This is a genomic window from Pseudomonas sp. GD03842, from assembly GCF_029841165.1.
Lineage (GTDB): Bacteria > Pseudomonadota > Gammaproteobacteria > Pseudomonadales > Pseudomonadaceae > Aquipseudomonas.
This window is the reverse complement of the sequence record NZ_JAOCEA010000008.1, coordinates 212,172-227,774: the sequence shown is the minus strand read 5'-3', so window position 1 is coordinate 227,774 and position 15,603 is coordinate 212,172. Positions and strand designations below refer to the sequence as shown.

The following is a 15,603-nucleotide window of genomic DNA, read 5'->3' as shown; positions in this document are numbered from 1 at the left end:
TTTTCTGCCTGCCCAGACGTCATAACCCGGGCAACTGCTCCATCGGCCAACGGGCCTGGACGCTGATGCTCAGGTCGTCCTTCTGGCCGGCCAGCAACCGCTGGCATCCTGCAAACGCGATCATTGCTCCGTTGTCGGTGCAAAACTCGGGGCGCGCGTAGTAGACGCTGCCACCCAAGCCGTGCAGCATCTGCTCCAGCGAACGTCGCAGCGCCTTGTTTGCGCTCACGCCGCCGGCGATGACCAGCCGCTGTAGCTGAGTCTGCCTGAGCGCGCGTTGGCACTTGATGGTCAGAGTCTCCACTACCGCGTCTTGGAAGGCCAGCGCGATGTCGCAACGGGTTTGCTCGCCGTCGTCCCCAGCGTTCTGGCACTGCTGCCAGGTGTTCAGGGCGGAGGTTTTCAGACCGCTGAAACTGAAGGTCAGGCCCGGACGGTCGGTCATGGGCCGCGGGAACGCGAAACGCCCCGGCTTACCGTTGAGCGCCAGACGCGAAATTTCCGGGCCACCTGGGTAATTGAGCCCCATCATCTTCGCGGTTTTGTCGAACGCTTCGCCGGCGGCATCATCCAGCGTTTCGCCCAGCAACTCATAAAGGCCGATACCGTCGACCCTGACCAGTTGGGTGTGGCCACCGGACACCAGCAAAGCGACGAACGGAAACTCGGGGGGTTGCGCCTCCAGCATCGGCGCCAGAAGATGGCCTTCCATGTGGTGAACCCCGAGCGCCGGGATATCCCAGGCAAAGGCCAACGCCTGAGCGCAGGAGGCACCGACCAGCAAAGCGCCCACCAGGCCGGGGCCGGCGGTGTAGGCAATGCCGTCGATCTCGGTCACGGCACAGTCCGCTTCGGCCAGCACCTGTCGGATCAGGGGCAGCATGCGCTTGACGTGATCGCGGGAGGCCAGCTCCGGCACCACGCCACCGTAGACCCGGTGCAGGTCGATCTGGCTGAACAATGCATCGGCGAGCAAACCGCGTTCGCTGTCATACAGCGCAACGCCTGTTTCGTCGCAGGAAGTTTCCAAACCCAGTACTAGCATGGGGTACGCCTTGTGGAGGCTGATTTCGAAGGCGCGCATGATAGTCGCCACTCATGCCTGCGACCAGTGCTTTTCGATCAGAGGCTTTGCATTCCTCGCGCCGAGGAGTTAACATCCGCAACCCTTAAAACCGGCGTACTCTGTACAAGCGTTGTGCGAGGCGTCGACCCCGGTAATGAATGAAGGTAGCTCTGGATGCCAGCCGTCAAAGTTAAAGAGAATGAACCCTTCGACGTAGCTCTGCGTCGTTTCAAGCGCTCCTGCGAGAAAGCCGGCACTCTGGCCGAAGTTCGTAGCCGCGAATTTTACGAGAAACCAACTTCCGAGCGTAAGCGCAAGGCAGCTGCTGCTGTTAAGCGTCACGCCAAGAAAGTTCAGCGCGAACAGCGCCGCGCCGTTCGTCTGTACTAATACAGACGTTCGTCGCAAGTTTCTGCCCCGCCCGGCCCTAAAGCCGGGCTGTCGGCAGTTACAGATCTTGCTCCACGCTGCACCGACGTGGCTTTCAGCGTTATCAACGCCTTCACGACAAGCCTCGTCATATTCTTCCAGCCTGAGCCAGGCTACGTTGACCCGTCTACACTGACCAAGCAACCGTCGTTACGCTTTGGATTCGCCACGATCTTGCTGGCGCGGCGCCTGATGATGAGAACGCCATGGCCGGATTGATTCCCCAAGGTTTTATTGACGACCTTCTGAACCGCACCGACATCGTCGATGTTGTCAGTTCACGCGTACAACTCAAGAAAACCGGGAAGAATTTCAGCGCATGCTGTCCTTTTCACAAGGAAAAGACGCCATCGTTCAGCGTCAGCCCTGACAAACAGTTCTATTACTGCTTCGGTTGCGGCGCAGGCGGCAACGCCCTCGGGTTCATCATGGACCACGACAACCTGGACTTCCCCCAGGCTGTCGAGGAACTGGCCAAGGCCGCAGGTATGGAAGTACCGCGGGAGCAGGGCGTCAGAGGCCAAAAGGCCCGGCAACCCACGGATTCGCCGCTCTATCCACTGCTGGCCGCTGCCGCCGAGTTTTACCGCGCCGCACTGAAAAACCATCCCACGCGCAAAGCAGCCGTGGATTACCTGAAAGGCCGCGGCCTGTCAGGCGAGATCGCTCGGGATTTCGGGCTGGGGTTTGCCCCGCCCGGCTGGGATAACCTCTACAAGCACCTGAGCAGCGATACCCTTCAGCAGAAAGCCATGATTGATGCTGGCCTGCTGATCGAAAACGCCGAGACCGGCAAGCGCTACGACCGCTTCCGCGACCGCGTGATGTTCCCAATCCGCGACACACGCGGCCGGGTCATCGCCTTTGGTGGGCGGGTACTGGGCGACGACAAACCGAAATACCTGAACTCTCCGGAGACACCGGTATTTCATAAAGGCCAGGAATTGTATGGCCTGTTCGAGGCACGCAAACATAATCGCAACCTCGATGAAATCATTGTGGTCGAAGGCTACATGGACGTCATTGCGCTGGCTCAACAAGGCCTGCGCAATGCCGTCGCCACGCTGGGCACCGCCACTAGCGAAGAGCATTTGAAGCGACTGTTTCGTGTCGTCCCGAACGTGCTGTTCTGTTTCGATGGCGACCAGGCGGGGCGAAACGCAGCATGGCGGGCATTGGAAGCAACGCTTTCCAGCTTGCAGGACGGGCGCCGGGCACGGTTTCTTTTCCTGCCGGAGGGCGAAGACCCGGACACCCTGATTCGCGCCGAGGGCACTGACGCGTTCAGAGCCAGGATCAACCAGCATGCGCAGCCTTTGGCGGACTACTTTTTCGAGCAACTGACCAAGGAGGCGGACCCACGCTCCCTGGAAGGCAAGGCGCACATGGTCACGCTGGCCGCGCCACTGATCGAAAAAGTACCCGGTGCAAACCTGCGCGAACTGATGCGCCGACGACTCAAAGAAATCACCGGCCTGGATGCGGCCACGGTGAACCAACTGGTGCAGTCGGCCCCGACGGAAGCGCCGCCACCGTTTGACCCGGGCCTCGACTACGATTCGATACCGGATTATGGCGATTATCAGCCGCAAGACCCGTATGAGTCGGCCAAGGAATGGACAACTCAGAGTTCGGGCAGCGGCCAGAAAAAGAAATGGGAAAACAAACCCTGGGACAAGGGCAAGAAGTGGGACAAAAACGGCAAGCGGCCCGACTTCGAACCACGCCGGATTCCGATTGGCGTGGAAGCGCCGATCCTGACCGCGCTGAGAACCTTGCTGCATCACCCCGACCTGTCGGCAAAGGTAGCCAATGCCAGCACGTTCGCCGATGAAGAGCACAGCACTTCGCAGCTTTTGGTGGCCTTGATCGAAGCCATGCAGAAAAACCCGAAGCTCAAATCCATGCAACTCATCGCGCGATGGCATGGGACAGAACAAGGGAAATTATTAAGACAACTGGCGGAAAAGGAATGGCTGATCGCGGCCGATAACCTTGAACAACAGTTTTTCGACACTATAACTAGGTTGTCCGCTCGCCAACGCGAGCGCCACCTGGATGAATTGATCAGGAAGGAAAGGCAGACAGGGCTGAGCGCCGAGGAAAAAGTTCGGCTGCTCAACCTGTTGAATCGCAATCTTCCTGCACAAACCCCGACCTCAACTGGCGCGTGAGGTCCTAGCTCGGGTATAATCCCCGGCTTGTTTTTTGCCCGCCAAGACCTTCAGTGGATAGGGTGTTATGTCCGGAAAAGCGCAACAGCAGTCTCGTATTATTGAGTTGATCAAACTGGGCCGTGAGCAGAAGTATCTGACTTACGCCGAGGTCAACGACCACCTGCCTGAGGATATTTCAGATCCTGAGCAGGTGGAAGACATCATCCGCATGATTAACGACATGGGGATCCCCGTACACGAGAGTGCTCCGGATGCGGACGCCCTTATGCTGGCCGACGCCGATACCGACGAGGCCGCTGCGGAAGAAGCAGCCGCCGCGTTGGCAGCGGTAGAGACCGACATCGGTCGCACCACCGACCCCGTGCGCATGTACATGCGAGAAATGGGTACGGTCGAGCTGCTGACTCGTGAAGGCGAAATCGAAATCGCCAAACGCATCGAGGAAGGTATCCGCGAGGTGATGAGCGCCATCGCTCACTTCCCGGGTACCGTCGAGCACATTCTGTCCGAATACGATCGCGTGACCACCGAGGGCGGTCGGCTGTCCGACGTTCTGAGCGGTTACATCGACCCAGACGACGGTATTGCGCCACCTGCCGAAGCGCCGTTGCCGATGGATCAGAAAGCCGGCAAGGCCGATGACGCGGACGACGACGAGGAAGAAGAAAGCGACAGCGATGACGAGGAAGAGACCGAAAGCGGTCCGGATCCGGTCGTCGCTGCGCAACGTTTCGGTGCCGTTTCCGACCAACTGGCTGTTACCGTCAAGGCGTTGAAGAAGCATGGCCGTGGCAGCAAGCCGGCCAACGACGAACTGTTGGCCCTGGCCGAGCTGTTCATGCCGATCAAACTGGTTCCGAAGCAGTTCGAGAACCTGGTCGAGACCGTTCGCGGTGCGCTGGAGCGCCTGCGTGCCCAGGAACGCGCGATCATGCAATTGTGCGTCCGTGATGCCCGTATGCCTCGCGCCGATTTCCTGCGCCAGTTCCCGGGCAACGAAGTCGATCAAGGCTGGACCGAAGCACTGGCGAAGGGCAAGACCAAATATGCCGAGGCCATCAGCCGCTTGCAGGAAGACATCCAGCGTTGCCAGCAGAAGCTGAGCGCTCTGGAAGAAGAGACCGGCCTGAGCGTCGTGGAAATCAAGGACATCAACCGTCGCATGTCGATCGGTGAGGCCAAGGCCCGCCGTGCGAAGAAAGAGATGGTTGAAGCGAACCTGCGTCTGGTGATCTCGATCGCCAAGAAGTACACCAACCGCGGCCTGCAGTTCCTCGACCTGATTCAGGAAGGCAACATCGGCCTGATGAAGGCGGTGGACAAGTTCGAATACCGTCGTGGTTACAAGTTCTCGACCTATGCCACCTGGTGGATCCGTCAGGCCATCACGCGCTCGATCGCCGACCAGGCCCGCACCATCCGTATCCCGGTGCACATGATCGAGACGATCAACAAGCTCAACCGCATCTCCCGCCAGATGCTGCAGGAGATGGGCCGCGAACCGACCCCGGAAGAGCTGGGTGAGCGCATGGAAATGCCAGAGGACAAGATCCGCAAGGTATTGAAGATCGCCAAAGAACCGATCTCCATGGAAACCCCGATCGGCGATGACGAAGATTCGCATCTGGGTGACTTCATCGAAGACTCGACCATGCAGTCGCCTATCGATGTCGCCACAGTGGAAAGCCTGAAAGAAGCGACGCGCGAAGTGCTATCGGGCCTGACCGCCAGAGAAGCCAAGGTGCTGCGCATGCGTTTTGGCATCGACATGAATACTGACCACACCCTTGAGGAAGTCGGTAAGCAGTTCGATGTAACCCGTGAACGTATTCGGCAGATCGAAGCCAAGGCCCTGCGCAAACTGCGCCACCCGACCCGAAGCGAACACCTGCGTTCGTTCTTGGACGAGTAAGCGATCCACGTTAAAACAAAACCCCCGGCCGCACCGGGGGTTTTGCATTTTCAGGAATAAGATTTCCGCACTGTGCCACCGAGCCTCAGCCCGGCTACACTCGACTCCATCTCACCACCGAAGCGATTGGGGCTGCCATGTTTTGGATGCCGGCCATTGTTTTCCTGTGTTTGACGGGGTCAGCGTACGCTGGAACATCGGCGCCTGCCCAGGGAGCGCTGACTTGGCAAAGTCCACAACGGGATTCAATGCAGAGTCAGGACGCTGCGTCGCCTGAAACCATGGGCATCAGCGAGACAGCATCGCTCTCCGTAGCCGAGAGCGCCCGTCCTACAGACGTCGGCAGCCCCACGCAGGGGGCCATCACTCCCACCGAAGCGGTCGAGCAGCGCCCGGCCGATACCTCTGCCGTGCCACAACGCCCTGCCGATTCGACGAGGTTCTGGAAAGACTTCGTGCTCTATGGCCTACCCGGCCTTCTCCTGCTGTCGTCGATCCTGGCCGTCGTCGTGCGCATCAACCGCCGGCTCAGTTCTGAAATTTCACGCCGGGTCGCGCTGGAGCAGGAACTGCGCAGCAGCGAGTACCATTATCGCGGCATGATCGAGAGCCTGTCGGCCATCGCCTGGGAAGCTGACGTCCAGGATTACTCCTACAGCTATGTGTCTCCCCATGCCGAGGACCTGCTGGGTTACCCCCTTCATCAATGGCGCAAACCAGGCTTCTGGCGCAGCATTGTTCATCCCGAAGACCTTACATGGGCTCAGACGTACTGCGACGAGCAGACGGCCCAAGGCAACGACCACAGTCTCGATTACCGCGTCATCGATGCCGAGGGCAAAGTCCTGTGGGTACGCGACCTCGTCACCTTGATCAGCTACGGCCATCAACCGATCATGCGCGGGCTGATGATCGACATCAGCGAAGCCAAGCAGACCGAAGAGGCCCTGCGTCGCTCAGAAGGCAAATTCGCGTCGGTCTTCGCTCAATGCCCCGACATCCTGGTGATCGCGAGACTCTCCGATGGCTGCTTCCTCGAAGCGAACAGGGCATTTGTCGAGCAAATTGGCCTCGATGCCGACAGTGTCGTTGGCCGAACGCCGAGCGAACTCAACATATGGGGCATCCCGGACATCGGCCCGAGCCTGCTGCAGCGCTTGCAAAAGGGCAGCATTCGCAACCTTGAAATGCCTTTTCGACGCAGCAACGGCCAGACATTCACCGGCCTGCTCTCCGCCGAGCCATTCGATCTGGATTCCACACCCGCCGTCGTCGTGGTCGTGCGGGACATCACCCCCCTCAAAGAAGCGCAGCAACAACTGCAACTGTCCGAAGAGAAATTCGCCAAAGCCTTCCACTCCTCGCCCGACGGCATGCTCATCACCCGGCAAAGCGACGGCATGCTTGTGGAGATCAACGACGGCTTCAGCCGCATCACCGGTTATCACAGCGCGCTGTCGCTGGAACGCACCACGCTTGACCTGGGCATCTGGGTCGATCTCAACGAACGGCAGCAGCTTCTGGAACAGTTGAGCCGCGACGGCTTCGTCAAAGACTTCACCAGCCACATTCGACGTAGGGATGGTCAGGTCCGCCTGTGTGAAATCTCATCGCGACCGCTGCCCATTGGTGGCGAGGACTGCATGCTGACCATCGCTCGAGACATAACAGAGCGCTACCAAATGCAGGAAAAGCTGCAGTTGGCGGCCACCGTTTTCGAAAGCACTGCTGAGGGCGTCCTGATCACCGACACACGTCAACGCATCAACGCGGTGAACCGGGCGTTCAGTGAGATCACTGGGTACAGCGAAGGCGAGGCGATCGGAGAAACGCCTCGCCTGTTGGCGTCCGGCCTTCACGACAGCGCGTTCTATGCCGCGATGTGGTACCAGTTGACCGCTGAAGGCCACTGGCAGGGGGAAATCAGCAACCGGCGCAAGAATGGCGAGGTGTATCCCAGTTGGCTGACCATCAGCGCAGTGCGCAACCGTGACAAATTCATCACCCATTTCGTTGCCGTGTTTGCTGATATCTCAAGCCTCAAACAGGCCCAGGCGCGACTTGACTATCAGGCCCATCACGACCCGCTCACGGGCCTGCCCAACCGGACGCTTTTCGAGAGTCGCCTGCACGCCGCGCTGGTGCACAGCAAAGAAGCGCAGAGTCTGGGCGCGGTCTTGTTTCTCGACCTCGATCGCTTCAAGCACATCAATGATAGCCTCGGCCATCCCGTAGGCGACTTGCTGCTCAAAGGCATCGCCCAACGCCTGAAAGAAAACCTGCGTGACATCGACACCGTCGCGCGACTGGGCGGAGACGAATTCATCATCCTGCTGCCCGGCTTACAAACCGGTCACGATGCCGAAGTCATCGCCACCAAACTGCTGAACAGCTTCTCCGCGCCCTTCCAAGCGGGAGAGCACGAGTTTTTCATCAGCACCAGCATCGGCTCCGCATTGTTTCCCACCGACGGCGCAGACGTGGCCACGCTCATCAAAAATGCCGACGCCGCGATGTACCGCTCCAAAGCCAAAGGGCGTAACCGGGTGGAGAGCTACACCCGCGACCTCACGGCCCAGGCCAGTGAACGCATCGCGCTGGAGCACGAGCTGCGACGGGCCATCGAACGCAACGAATTCACCCTCTCCTACCAGCCCAAGGTCAGCCTGCTGACACAGCGCCTGGTCGGCGCCGAGGCATTGATTCGCTGGACCCACCCCACGTTCGGCGAAGTCCCACCCGAGCGGTTCATTCCGCTGGCCGAAGAAAACGGCATGATCCTGCAAATCGGTGAATGGGTGCTCGATCAGGCATGCCAACAACTCCACGAATGGAACCAGGCCTACGACGTCTTCGGACCGCTCTCGGTCAACCTGGCCGGTGCCCAACTGCGCCAGCCCAATCTGGTCAACCGCATCGAACAACTGCTCAAGCGCTACGCGCTACAACCCGGCTGCCTGCAACTGGAAATCACCGAAAACTTCATCATGTCCCAGACCGAAGAAGCGCTGTCAGTGCTGCACCGCCTGAAAAAACTGGGCGTGCAACTGGCCATCGACGACTTCGGCACCGGCTACTCATCGCTCAGCTACCTCAAGCGGCTGCCGTTGGACATCCTCAAAATCGACCAGTCCTTCGTCCGCGGCCTCCCCGACGACCCCCACGACGCCGCCATCGTACGCGCCATCATCGCCCTGGGCCGCAGCATGCAACTGACCGTCATCGCAGAAGGTGTGGAGAACCTCGAACAACAGCAATTCCTCGCCGATGAAGGCTGCGAACAGATCCAGGGCTACATCGTCAGCCTACCCCTGCGGCCGGACGAATTCTGCGCGACGTTCCTTCGTATCACCGTTTCAGACTTTTCGGATAGCACAGCAGGGAAACCGTCGTTATAATCCGCGGCCAGACTGAGGGCCTATAGCTCAGTTGGTTAGAGCAGAGGACTCATAATCCTTTGGTCCACGGTTCGAGTCCGTGTGGGCCCACCATATAAATCAAGGGTTGCAGCGCTGCTGCAGGTTCGAGAGGGTGTTTTGGAATGCCCCCGAGGTACAGTTTCGGTACAGTCCGTGCCGATGTCCTTCGGAGAACAGCATGGCAACTCTCGTAAAAACCCCTTCAGGTACGTGGAAAGCAGTCATCCGAAAACAAGGATGGCCGACAGCTTCCAAGACCTTTCGCACCAAACGCGACGCTGAGGATTGGTCACGTTGAGCCAAAGACGAGATGGTCAGAGGCGTCTACATCCAGCGAAGCGGTTCAGAGCGCATGACCTTAGAGGCATGCCCTGAAGCGTTATTTTTCCGAAGTCACTCCCACCAAGAAGCCCTCTGTAGTGGTCAACTAATCCCGGACACGACGTTAAGTTTTTCTTCGGCCCGAGCTGGCGCCAGCCCACCATTGAATTGATGGGGGTCGAATCCAGTTGTACCGATGCATCAAAAAATAGCTGATGTCGCGCTGAGCCTCTTGAGCCGTTCGGTAACCCGTGGTCGGTATCCATTCCGTTTTCAAACTGCGGAAGACTCGCTCCATTGGTGCGTTGTCCCAGCAATTTCATCGGCGACTCATGCTCTGACCTATGCGATATCGCCACAACCGCTGACGAAACAACCGGCTTGCATATTGCGACCCTTGATCCGAGTGGAATAATAGACCTGATGGCCTGCCACGCTGCTCGTAGGCCATATCCAGCGCCTTGATCACCAGTTCAGCGTCCGGCTTTTCCGACAGTGCCCAGCCCACTATCCGGCGCGTACAAAGATCCAGGACTACAACTAGGTAATGCCAATTTCCCTGCGTCCAAATGTAGGTGATATCGCCGCACCAGACTTGATTGGGCGCTGGCACGTCGAACTCGCGGTTCAATGTGTTCGGGATATCCAGTCTTTCGACTGTTGCTCGTCTGTAGGCATGGGAGCCGGGTTGTTTGCTAACTAAATCAAGCTCGCGCATCAAGCTACGCACTTTGAATCGACCGAGTTGCTCACCGTCTTCACGCATCAGCGACAGGATGCTGCGACTGCCCGCAGAGCTGCGACTTTGCGAGAACAGCTCACTGACGCGACTCCGCAATCGAAGCCGTTCAACATAGAGCGTGCGACGCCGCAGGCGCTGGGCGTAGTAACACGAGCGAGTGACGTCAAATACCTTGCACATCCAATCAACCGGCTCCTGGGCGCTCAGTGATCAATCAGCGCGAACGCTCGTGATCTTCCGACATCAAGAGCGTGGTAGCCTTTTTTAGTATGGATTTCTCTCGCTCAAGCCGAGCGATCCGTGCCTCCAGCTCCTGAATTTTTTGCTGTTCAGGCGTCAGCGCCCTGCTCTGTGGGGTGACGCCTTTAAGTTCTTTCTGAATGTGGTCGACCCAGCGGCGCAATGCCGACTCACCAATACCGAGTGATCGGCTGGCTTCGATGTAGCTGTAGTTTTGCTTGAGTACGAGGTCGGCAGCCTCGCGCTTGAATTCAGGAGTAAAGGAGCGGCGTTGTTTGGTCATCTGACACCTCGATCTGGCGAGCATTCTCACCTAAATGGGTGTCCGGTTTCATAGACCACTATATCGAGGGCTCAGCACTGACGCACGTAATTTTCCGTGAACACCGCAGGAACACTGGCGGTAGGCTTCGCAAAGCCATAAGTAAAGAAGAATGAAAAAAGGAGGCCACCTTGAGCGTCTTAAAGAAGGATATCCCCGGCGGCACTCTGATTTTGCTGGCCATGGTGATTATCCCTATCGTCTGGCTTTTTACTACGCATGAAACTGATGACGTAAAACGGGACAAAGCGCTTGCCGGGTTCATAGCTCAGATTCCCAAAGCAGGTACGTTGGGCCGCTGGCATGACGATCTAGGCTCGAAGTCCTACGGAGATGCAACCATACAATTTCAGCCGAAAACGGGCGCTACACGGCAACCAGAGTCAGTGGCGATGGAACCAGAACGAATCTCGTTCTGGTTCGACTGGGTGATCAAAGCAATGTCTTCGCGATCGATCATGACAAATTCGGTGCCAGCTACCTTGTTACGCCCGCCGGGCTTGAGCTTCACGACAAGAATGGATACGTCCGCACCGCAAAGCTAATGCACTAGGAAATGACGGCGAGTCACTTATGCGCCAGCAATGTCTTCCTTGCCGCCTTTTCCTGTTTCATGGCTGCGATTTCTCGTTCACAAGCTCCGACATCAAACGAGTTGTCCCATTTGGCAATCGCTATGGTTCCGATGCCATTACCGATCAGGTTGGTCACCGCCCGCGCTTCGTTGAGGAACCGATCGATGCCCAAAAGCAGCACAAGACCCACCAGCGGAATGGAATGGATAGTTGTAAGCGTTGCAGCCAGCGTCACGAACCCCGCACCCGCAACGCCAGCCGATCCTTTGGAGGTCAGGAGGAATACGGCTAAAAGAATCATCTGATCCATGAATGTCAGCGGTGTATTGGTCGCTTGAGCAATGAAGATGGCAGCCATGGTGAGGTAGATGCAGGTGCCGTCCGCGTTAAAGGTGTAGCCCGTAGGCAGCACCATTCCGACCACCGATTTCTTGCAGCCAAGCTTCTCCAGTTTCACCATCATTCTCGGAAGTACGGCTTCGGTTGAGCAGGTGCCAAGGGTGATGAGAATTTCGTCTTTGAAGTAACGCAAGAACTGCATCAGCGGCATTCCGGACCATCTGGCTACGGCGCCGAGCACGACCACAATGAATATCAGCGTGGTGATATACAGTGCGACCAACAATTGACCGAGTGACAGCAACGTGCCGATACCGTATTTGCCAATGGTGAATGCCATGCCAGCACCGGCGCCGATCGGAGCGAGGCGCATGACCATTGCGACGATTTTGAACAAGCCTTGAAGGAACAAGTCGATGGTATTGATCAGCGGTTTGCTGGCTTCACCCATCTGCACTAGGGCGACGCCCATCAATACTGAAAGCAGGATCACCTGCAGCATCACGCCGTTGGAGAATGCGCCGACGAAAGTATGCGGAATGATATTGAGGAAGAAATCGATCGTGCCGCCTTGTTCGCTCGCGGCTTGGCTGTATTTGCTGATGGTACTCCCATCGAGGGCGTTGGCATTAATGTTCATACCTTCGCCGGGTTTAACGATGTTGACCACAATGAGGCCGACGACCAAGGCAATGGTCGACAGGATCTCGAAGTAGATAAGTGCCTTAACACCAATTCGGCCAACCTCTTTGATGCTGCCCATCTTTGCGATACCAACAACGACAGTACCGAAGATGATCGGTGCCAAGAGCATCTTGATCAGTTTGATGAAGCCATCGGCGAAAGGTTGGAGCTTGGCGCCGATGTCGGGTAAGACGTAACCGATTGCCGCGCCTATCACGATGCCAATCAGCACTTGAACATACAGCTGGCTGTACCAGCGGGATTTGGAAATTTCCACGAGAGCACCTCATTTTATTCTTGTGATGGGCATGTGGTTTGGCGCGCTGCGCGCCGCCTAGTGCTGCGGGCTCTTCTTCAGAGACCGCACACCGAGGATGATCAGCCCTCGCCCAGCTCACGCATCACTGCGTACAAGGCGGATTTGGCTTCAAAGCCTACACCTGGGATGTCGGGAAGACCGACGTAGCCGTTTTCAACCTTAATGCCGTCCGCGAAGCCCCCGAACGGCTGGAACACATCGGGGTACGACTCGTTACCACCGAGGTGCAGGCCTGCGGCAATGTTGAGCGACATCTGGTGGCCACCGTGGGGGACAACACGGCGGGACGACCAACCCATTTCTTCCATCACCTTGAGGGTACGCATGTATTCGACAAGGCCGTAAGACAACGCGCAGTCGAACTGCAGATAGTCACGATCTGGTCGCATGCCGCCGTGACGCAGCAGGTTGCGGGCGTCCTGATGAGAGAACAGATTTTCGCCAGTGGCCATAGGCAGTTCATAATGATTTGCCATCTCAGCCTGCAGCGCATAGTCAAGCGGATCACCGATCTCTTCATACCAGAACAGGTTGTACTTCTTGATGGCTTCGGCGTAAGCGATGCCGGTCTGCAAATCGAAGCGCCCATTGGCGTCGACGGCAAGGCGACGGCCGTCGCCAACCACTTCAAGCACGGCTTCGATACGGCGGATGTCCTCGTCCAGCGGGACCGCGCCGATTTTCATTTTCACGACATCGTAGCCGCGGTCGAGATAGCTCTGCATCTCGGCTTTGAGTTTGGATTGGTCTTTGCCAGGGTAGTAGTAGCCGCCGGCTGCGTACACCCAGACTTTGTCGTCGGCAACGCCGTTGCGGTATCGGTCAGCGAGCAAGCGGTACAGCGGTTTACCTTCGATTTTTGCTACGGCATCCCAGACCGCCATATCGATAGTACCCACGGCGACAGAGCGCTCGCCGTGACCTCCTGGTTTCTCGTTGGTCATCAGGGTTTTCCAGATGGCGAACGGGTCCAAGTTGTTGTTTTCGTGGTCGATGAGAGTCTCTGGGTCTGCTTCAGTGATACGGGCCAGGAAACGGTCACGCATTAATGCGCCTTGGCCATAGCGACCGTTGGAGTTGAAGCCATAACCGATGACCGGCTTACCGTCGCGAATCACATCCGTGACCACAGCGACAACCGAGCAGGTCATCTTGGAAAAGTCGATATAGGCGTTGGCAATTGGAGAGGCGATAGAAACGGTTTTTTCACGGATGTCGACGATGCGCATGACGGTTCCTCTTGTTGTGTTTGAACCCAATTTATGCGTTGAAGTAGCGCTCGCCCAATGCTATTAATGCCGGACCCTATGCACAGAAGGCATGGCCCTTGGAACTAGTTTGGCTTGAAGATCTTTCAGCGCTGGCGGAGTACGGAAGCTTTGTGCGAGCTGCCGAAGCGCGACACGTAACCCAGCCGGCATTCAGCCGCAGAGTCCGCTCTCTAGAGAATTGGATGGGAGTTGAGCTGTTCGTGCGCTCACCACACGGAGCTACGCTCACCGAGGCTGGAAGACATATCTTGTCCAGTGCCCAGGAAGCTGCCCGGTCGTTGTACCGGCTACGCAGCGAAGCTCAAGAGGTCGCAGGGGTTGCAGCGAGATCACTACAATTTGCGGCGACCCACTCTCTCTCTTTTACCTTTTTCCCGAAGTGGCTCCGGAGTTCCGAAAGCGGTGCGCCAATTGAATCAGTACAACTGCACTCAGATAGCATGGCCGTTTGTGAGCAAATGCTGATTCATGGCCAGGTTCAATTTTTACTATGCCACCGCCACCCCGACGTTCCGCCGCTATTGGCACCTGAACAATTCACCAGCAAGAAGGTAGGCGAAGATACGCTCGTTCCGCTTGCCAGTGCTCGCACCGACTTCGGTACTTTGCCTGCGGCACTGCCTTACCTTGCTTACACCCACGAATCCGGACTGGGCCGGATCGTCGCGCACAGACTGAGGGGCAAAGAAGATTACCTTCACCTGAAGCCCTCGTTCACCAGTCACCTTGCAGCGGTATTGATGTCCATGGCCTTGGAAAGCAAGGGTGTAGCGTGGCTACCCAAGAGCCTTACGGAGCAAGAGATACTAGACGGGCGTTTGACCCGGGCGCTCGATGAAAGCTGGGACATTCCCCTTGAAATTCATCTGACCCGGCCAAAAGCAACCCTCAGTCAGTCTGCAGAAACATTCTGGGCCAGAGCGGGATTTGATCAGTTGCCTGCAATGTCAGGCGACGCGTGATGGCGCTTCTCACGTACGACGAAAGAGTTTTCATCCGTTTGAATTGGGATGGGTATGAGATAAAGCCAGTACTAAGTCGTGGTAATGCAGGGTGCTTGTAAAACCGGCGGTAGAGGGAAGCGCCATGGATAAAAACAAAGCACAGCAACTGATCGGCGCCGTTGAGGCCGTCCAGGCGCGCTCAGAGTTCACCAGCGGTTACAGCGCCTGCAAGGCCGTAGGCGTATCGTTTGCCGCATACAAGGAAGCTCGCTTTCTTGTGTACGGCCACAACACCGCCGCGTAAGGGAAAGCGCCGTGCCCTATCAGCCCGCCCAGTAGCGGGCTTTGGCAGTATCAGAGGACGCATTTGGCGCCTTTAAGTCGAGGGATTGAAATGGGATTATCTGTAAACCTTAGCGTTCGCTATATCAACGCACTTCGGCAGTTGCCGCAGTATCACTGCTGTGTTGATGGCTTTGGTCCATTGACACATGTTTTAACAGGGGTGCGCGTATCACCAACTGGTGAACTTCACGATATGGATGACGCCACAGGGATCTTGGCAGTTGAGTTTCCAGGTGGTCATAGGATCGAGGTTGAGGCTTCTGCTTTTTTCAAAATCGCGTTGAAAGAAGCTGCCGAAATCGAAATCAGCACTATGCCGGACGATTTTGGAATTCGAGAAGGGGCACAGACCCCGGTACAGCTACGCATAGCCCATCTCGATGCGCATCTCCGGGGCAAGCACTCCCTGGACGAATAGGAAAACGCCGCCATACCTAAGCCCCGGCATCACCGGGGCCGAGTACGTAAGAGAGGTGCGGTTTTCGCGCCCGTTAAAAG

General features: G+C 57.3%; 10 protein-coding genes, 1 tRNA gene and 3 pseudogenes. 10 read left to right on the top strand and 4 right to left on the bottom strand.

Annotated elements, in window-relative coordinates; translation table 11 throughout:
- Window positions 1–19 precede the first annotated feature (19 nt).
- The gene (gene tsaD / locus N5D61_RS13855) at window positions 20–1,045 is read right to left on the bottom strand and encodes a tRNA (adenosine(37)-N6)-threonylcarbamoyltransferase complex transferase subunit TsaD (protein WP_108239992.1); all 1,026 of its coding nucleotides are present in this window, start codon (window positions 1,043–1,045) and stop codon (window positions 20–22) included.
- A 195-nt stretch (window positions 1,046–1,240) separates the two neighbouring features.
- On the opposite strand from tsaD, the gene rpsU reads away from it, so the two are divergent.
- The 6 genes and pseudogenes from rpsU to N5D61_RS13825 form a co-directional block, all read left to right on the top strand.
- Entirely contained in the window at window positions 1,241–1,456 is a 216-nt protein-coding gene (gene rpsU / locus N5D61_RS13850) for a 30S ribosomal protein S21 (protein WP_108239945.1), read from the top strand.
- A 245-nt stretch (window positions 1,457–1,701) separates the two neighbouring features.
- Complete coding sequence (gene dnaG, locus N5D61_RS13845; protein WP_279893248.1) at window positions 1,702–3,669, top strand: DNA primase; 1,968 nt, start codon at window positions 1,702–1,704, stop codon at window positions 3,667–3,669.
- A gap of 67 nt (window positions 3,670–3,736) precedes the next feature.
- Complete coding sequence (gene rpoD, locus N5D61_RS13840) at window positions 3,737–5,584, top strand: RNA polymerase sigma factor RpoD (protein WP_108239943.1); 1,848 nt, start codon at window positions 3,737–3,739, stop codon at window positions 5,582–5,584.
- Between the two features lie 440 nt (window positions 5,585–6,024).
- A pseudogene (locus N5D61_RS13835) lies at window positions 6,025–8,982 on the top strand (EAL domain-containing protein); the annotation flags it as partial.
- A 16-nt stretch (window positions 8,983–8,998) separates the two neighbouring features.
- Window positions 8,999–9,075, top strand: a tRNA-Ile gene (locus N5D61_RS13830).
- A 106-nt stretch (window positions 9,076–9,181) separates the two neighbouring features.
- Window positions 9,182–9,419: pseudogene (locus tag N5D61_RS13825) on the top strand (hypothetical protein); the annotation flags it as partial.
- Window positions 9,420–9,426: 7 nt separating this feature from the next.
- On the opposite strand, the pseudogene N5D61_RS13820 reads toward N5D61_RS13825, so the two are convergent.
- A pseudogene (locus N5D61_RS13820) lies at window positions 9,427–10,589 on the bottom strand (IS3 family transposase).
- A gap of 170 nt (window positions 10,590–10,759) precedes the next feature.
- On the opposite strand from N5D61_RS13820, the gene N5D61_RS13815 reads away from it, so the two are divergent.
- A complete protein-coding gene (locus N5D61_RS13815; protein WP_279893247.1) occupies window positions 10,760–11,173 on the top strand; it encodes a hypothetical protein in 414 nt (137 codons plus the stop codon).
- A gap of 22 nt (window positions 11,174–11,195) precedes the next feature.
- On the opposite strand, the gene dctA is transcribed toward N5D61_RS13815, so the two are convergent.
- Both dctA and N5D61_RS13805 read right to left on the bottom strand, forming a co-directional pair.
- A complete protein-coding gene (gene dctA / locus N5D61_RS13810) occupies window positions 11,196–12,503 on the bottom strand; it encodes a C4-dicarboxylate transporter DctA (protein WP_279893246.1) in 1,308 nt (435 codons plus the stop codon).
- Window positions 12,504–12,604: 101 nt separating this feature from the next.
- The gene (locus N5D61_RS13805) at window positions 12,605–13,774 is read right to left on the bottom strand and encodes a mandelate racemase/muconate lactonizing enzyme family protein (protein ID WP_279893245.1); all 1,170 of its coding nucleotides are present in this window, start codon (window positions 13,772–13,774) and stop codon (window positions 12,605–12,607) included.
- A 98-nt stretch (window positions 13,775–13,872) separates the two neighbouring features.
- Here N5D61_RS13805 and N5D61_RS13800 point away from each other — a divergent pair, with 98 nt between their 5' ends.
- From N5D61_RS13800 to N5D61_RS13790, 3 genes are all read left to right on the top strand, one after another.
- A complete protein-coding gene (locus tag N5D61_RS13800; protein WP_279893244.1) occupies window positions 13,873–14,778 on the top strand; it encodes a LysR substrate-binding domain-containing protein in 906 nt (301 codons plus the stop codon).
- 124 nt (window positions 14,779–14,902) lie between these two features.
- Entirely contained in the window at window positions 14,903–15,064 is a 162-nt protein-coding gene (locus tag N5D61_RS13795) for a hypothetical protein (RefSeq protein WP_279893243.1), read from the top strand.
- A gap of 90 nt (window positions 15,065–15,154) precedes the next feature.
- Window positions 15,155–15,523, top strand: a complete 369-nt coding sequence (locus N5D61_RS13790) for a hypothetical protein (RefSeq protein WP_279893242.1) — start codon at window positions 15,155–15,157, stop codon at window positions 15,521–15,523.
- The last annotated feature ends 80 nt before the right edge of the window (window positions 15,524–15,603 follow it).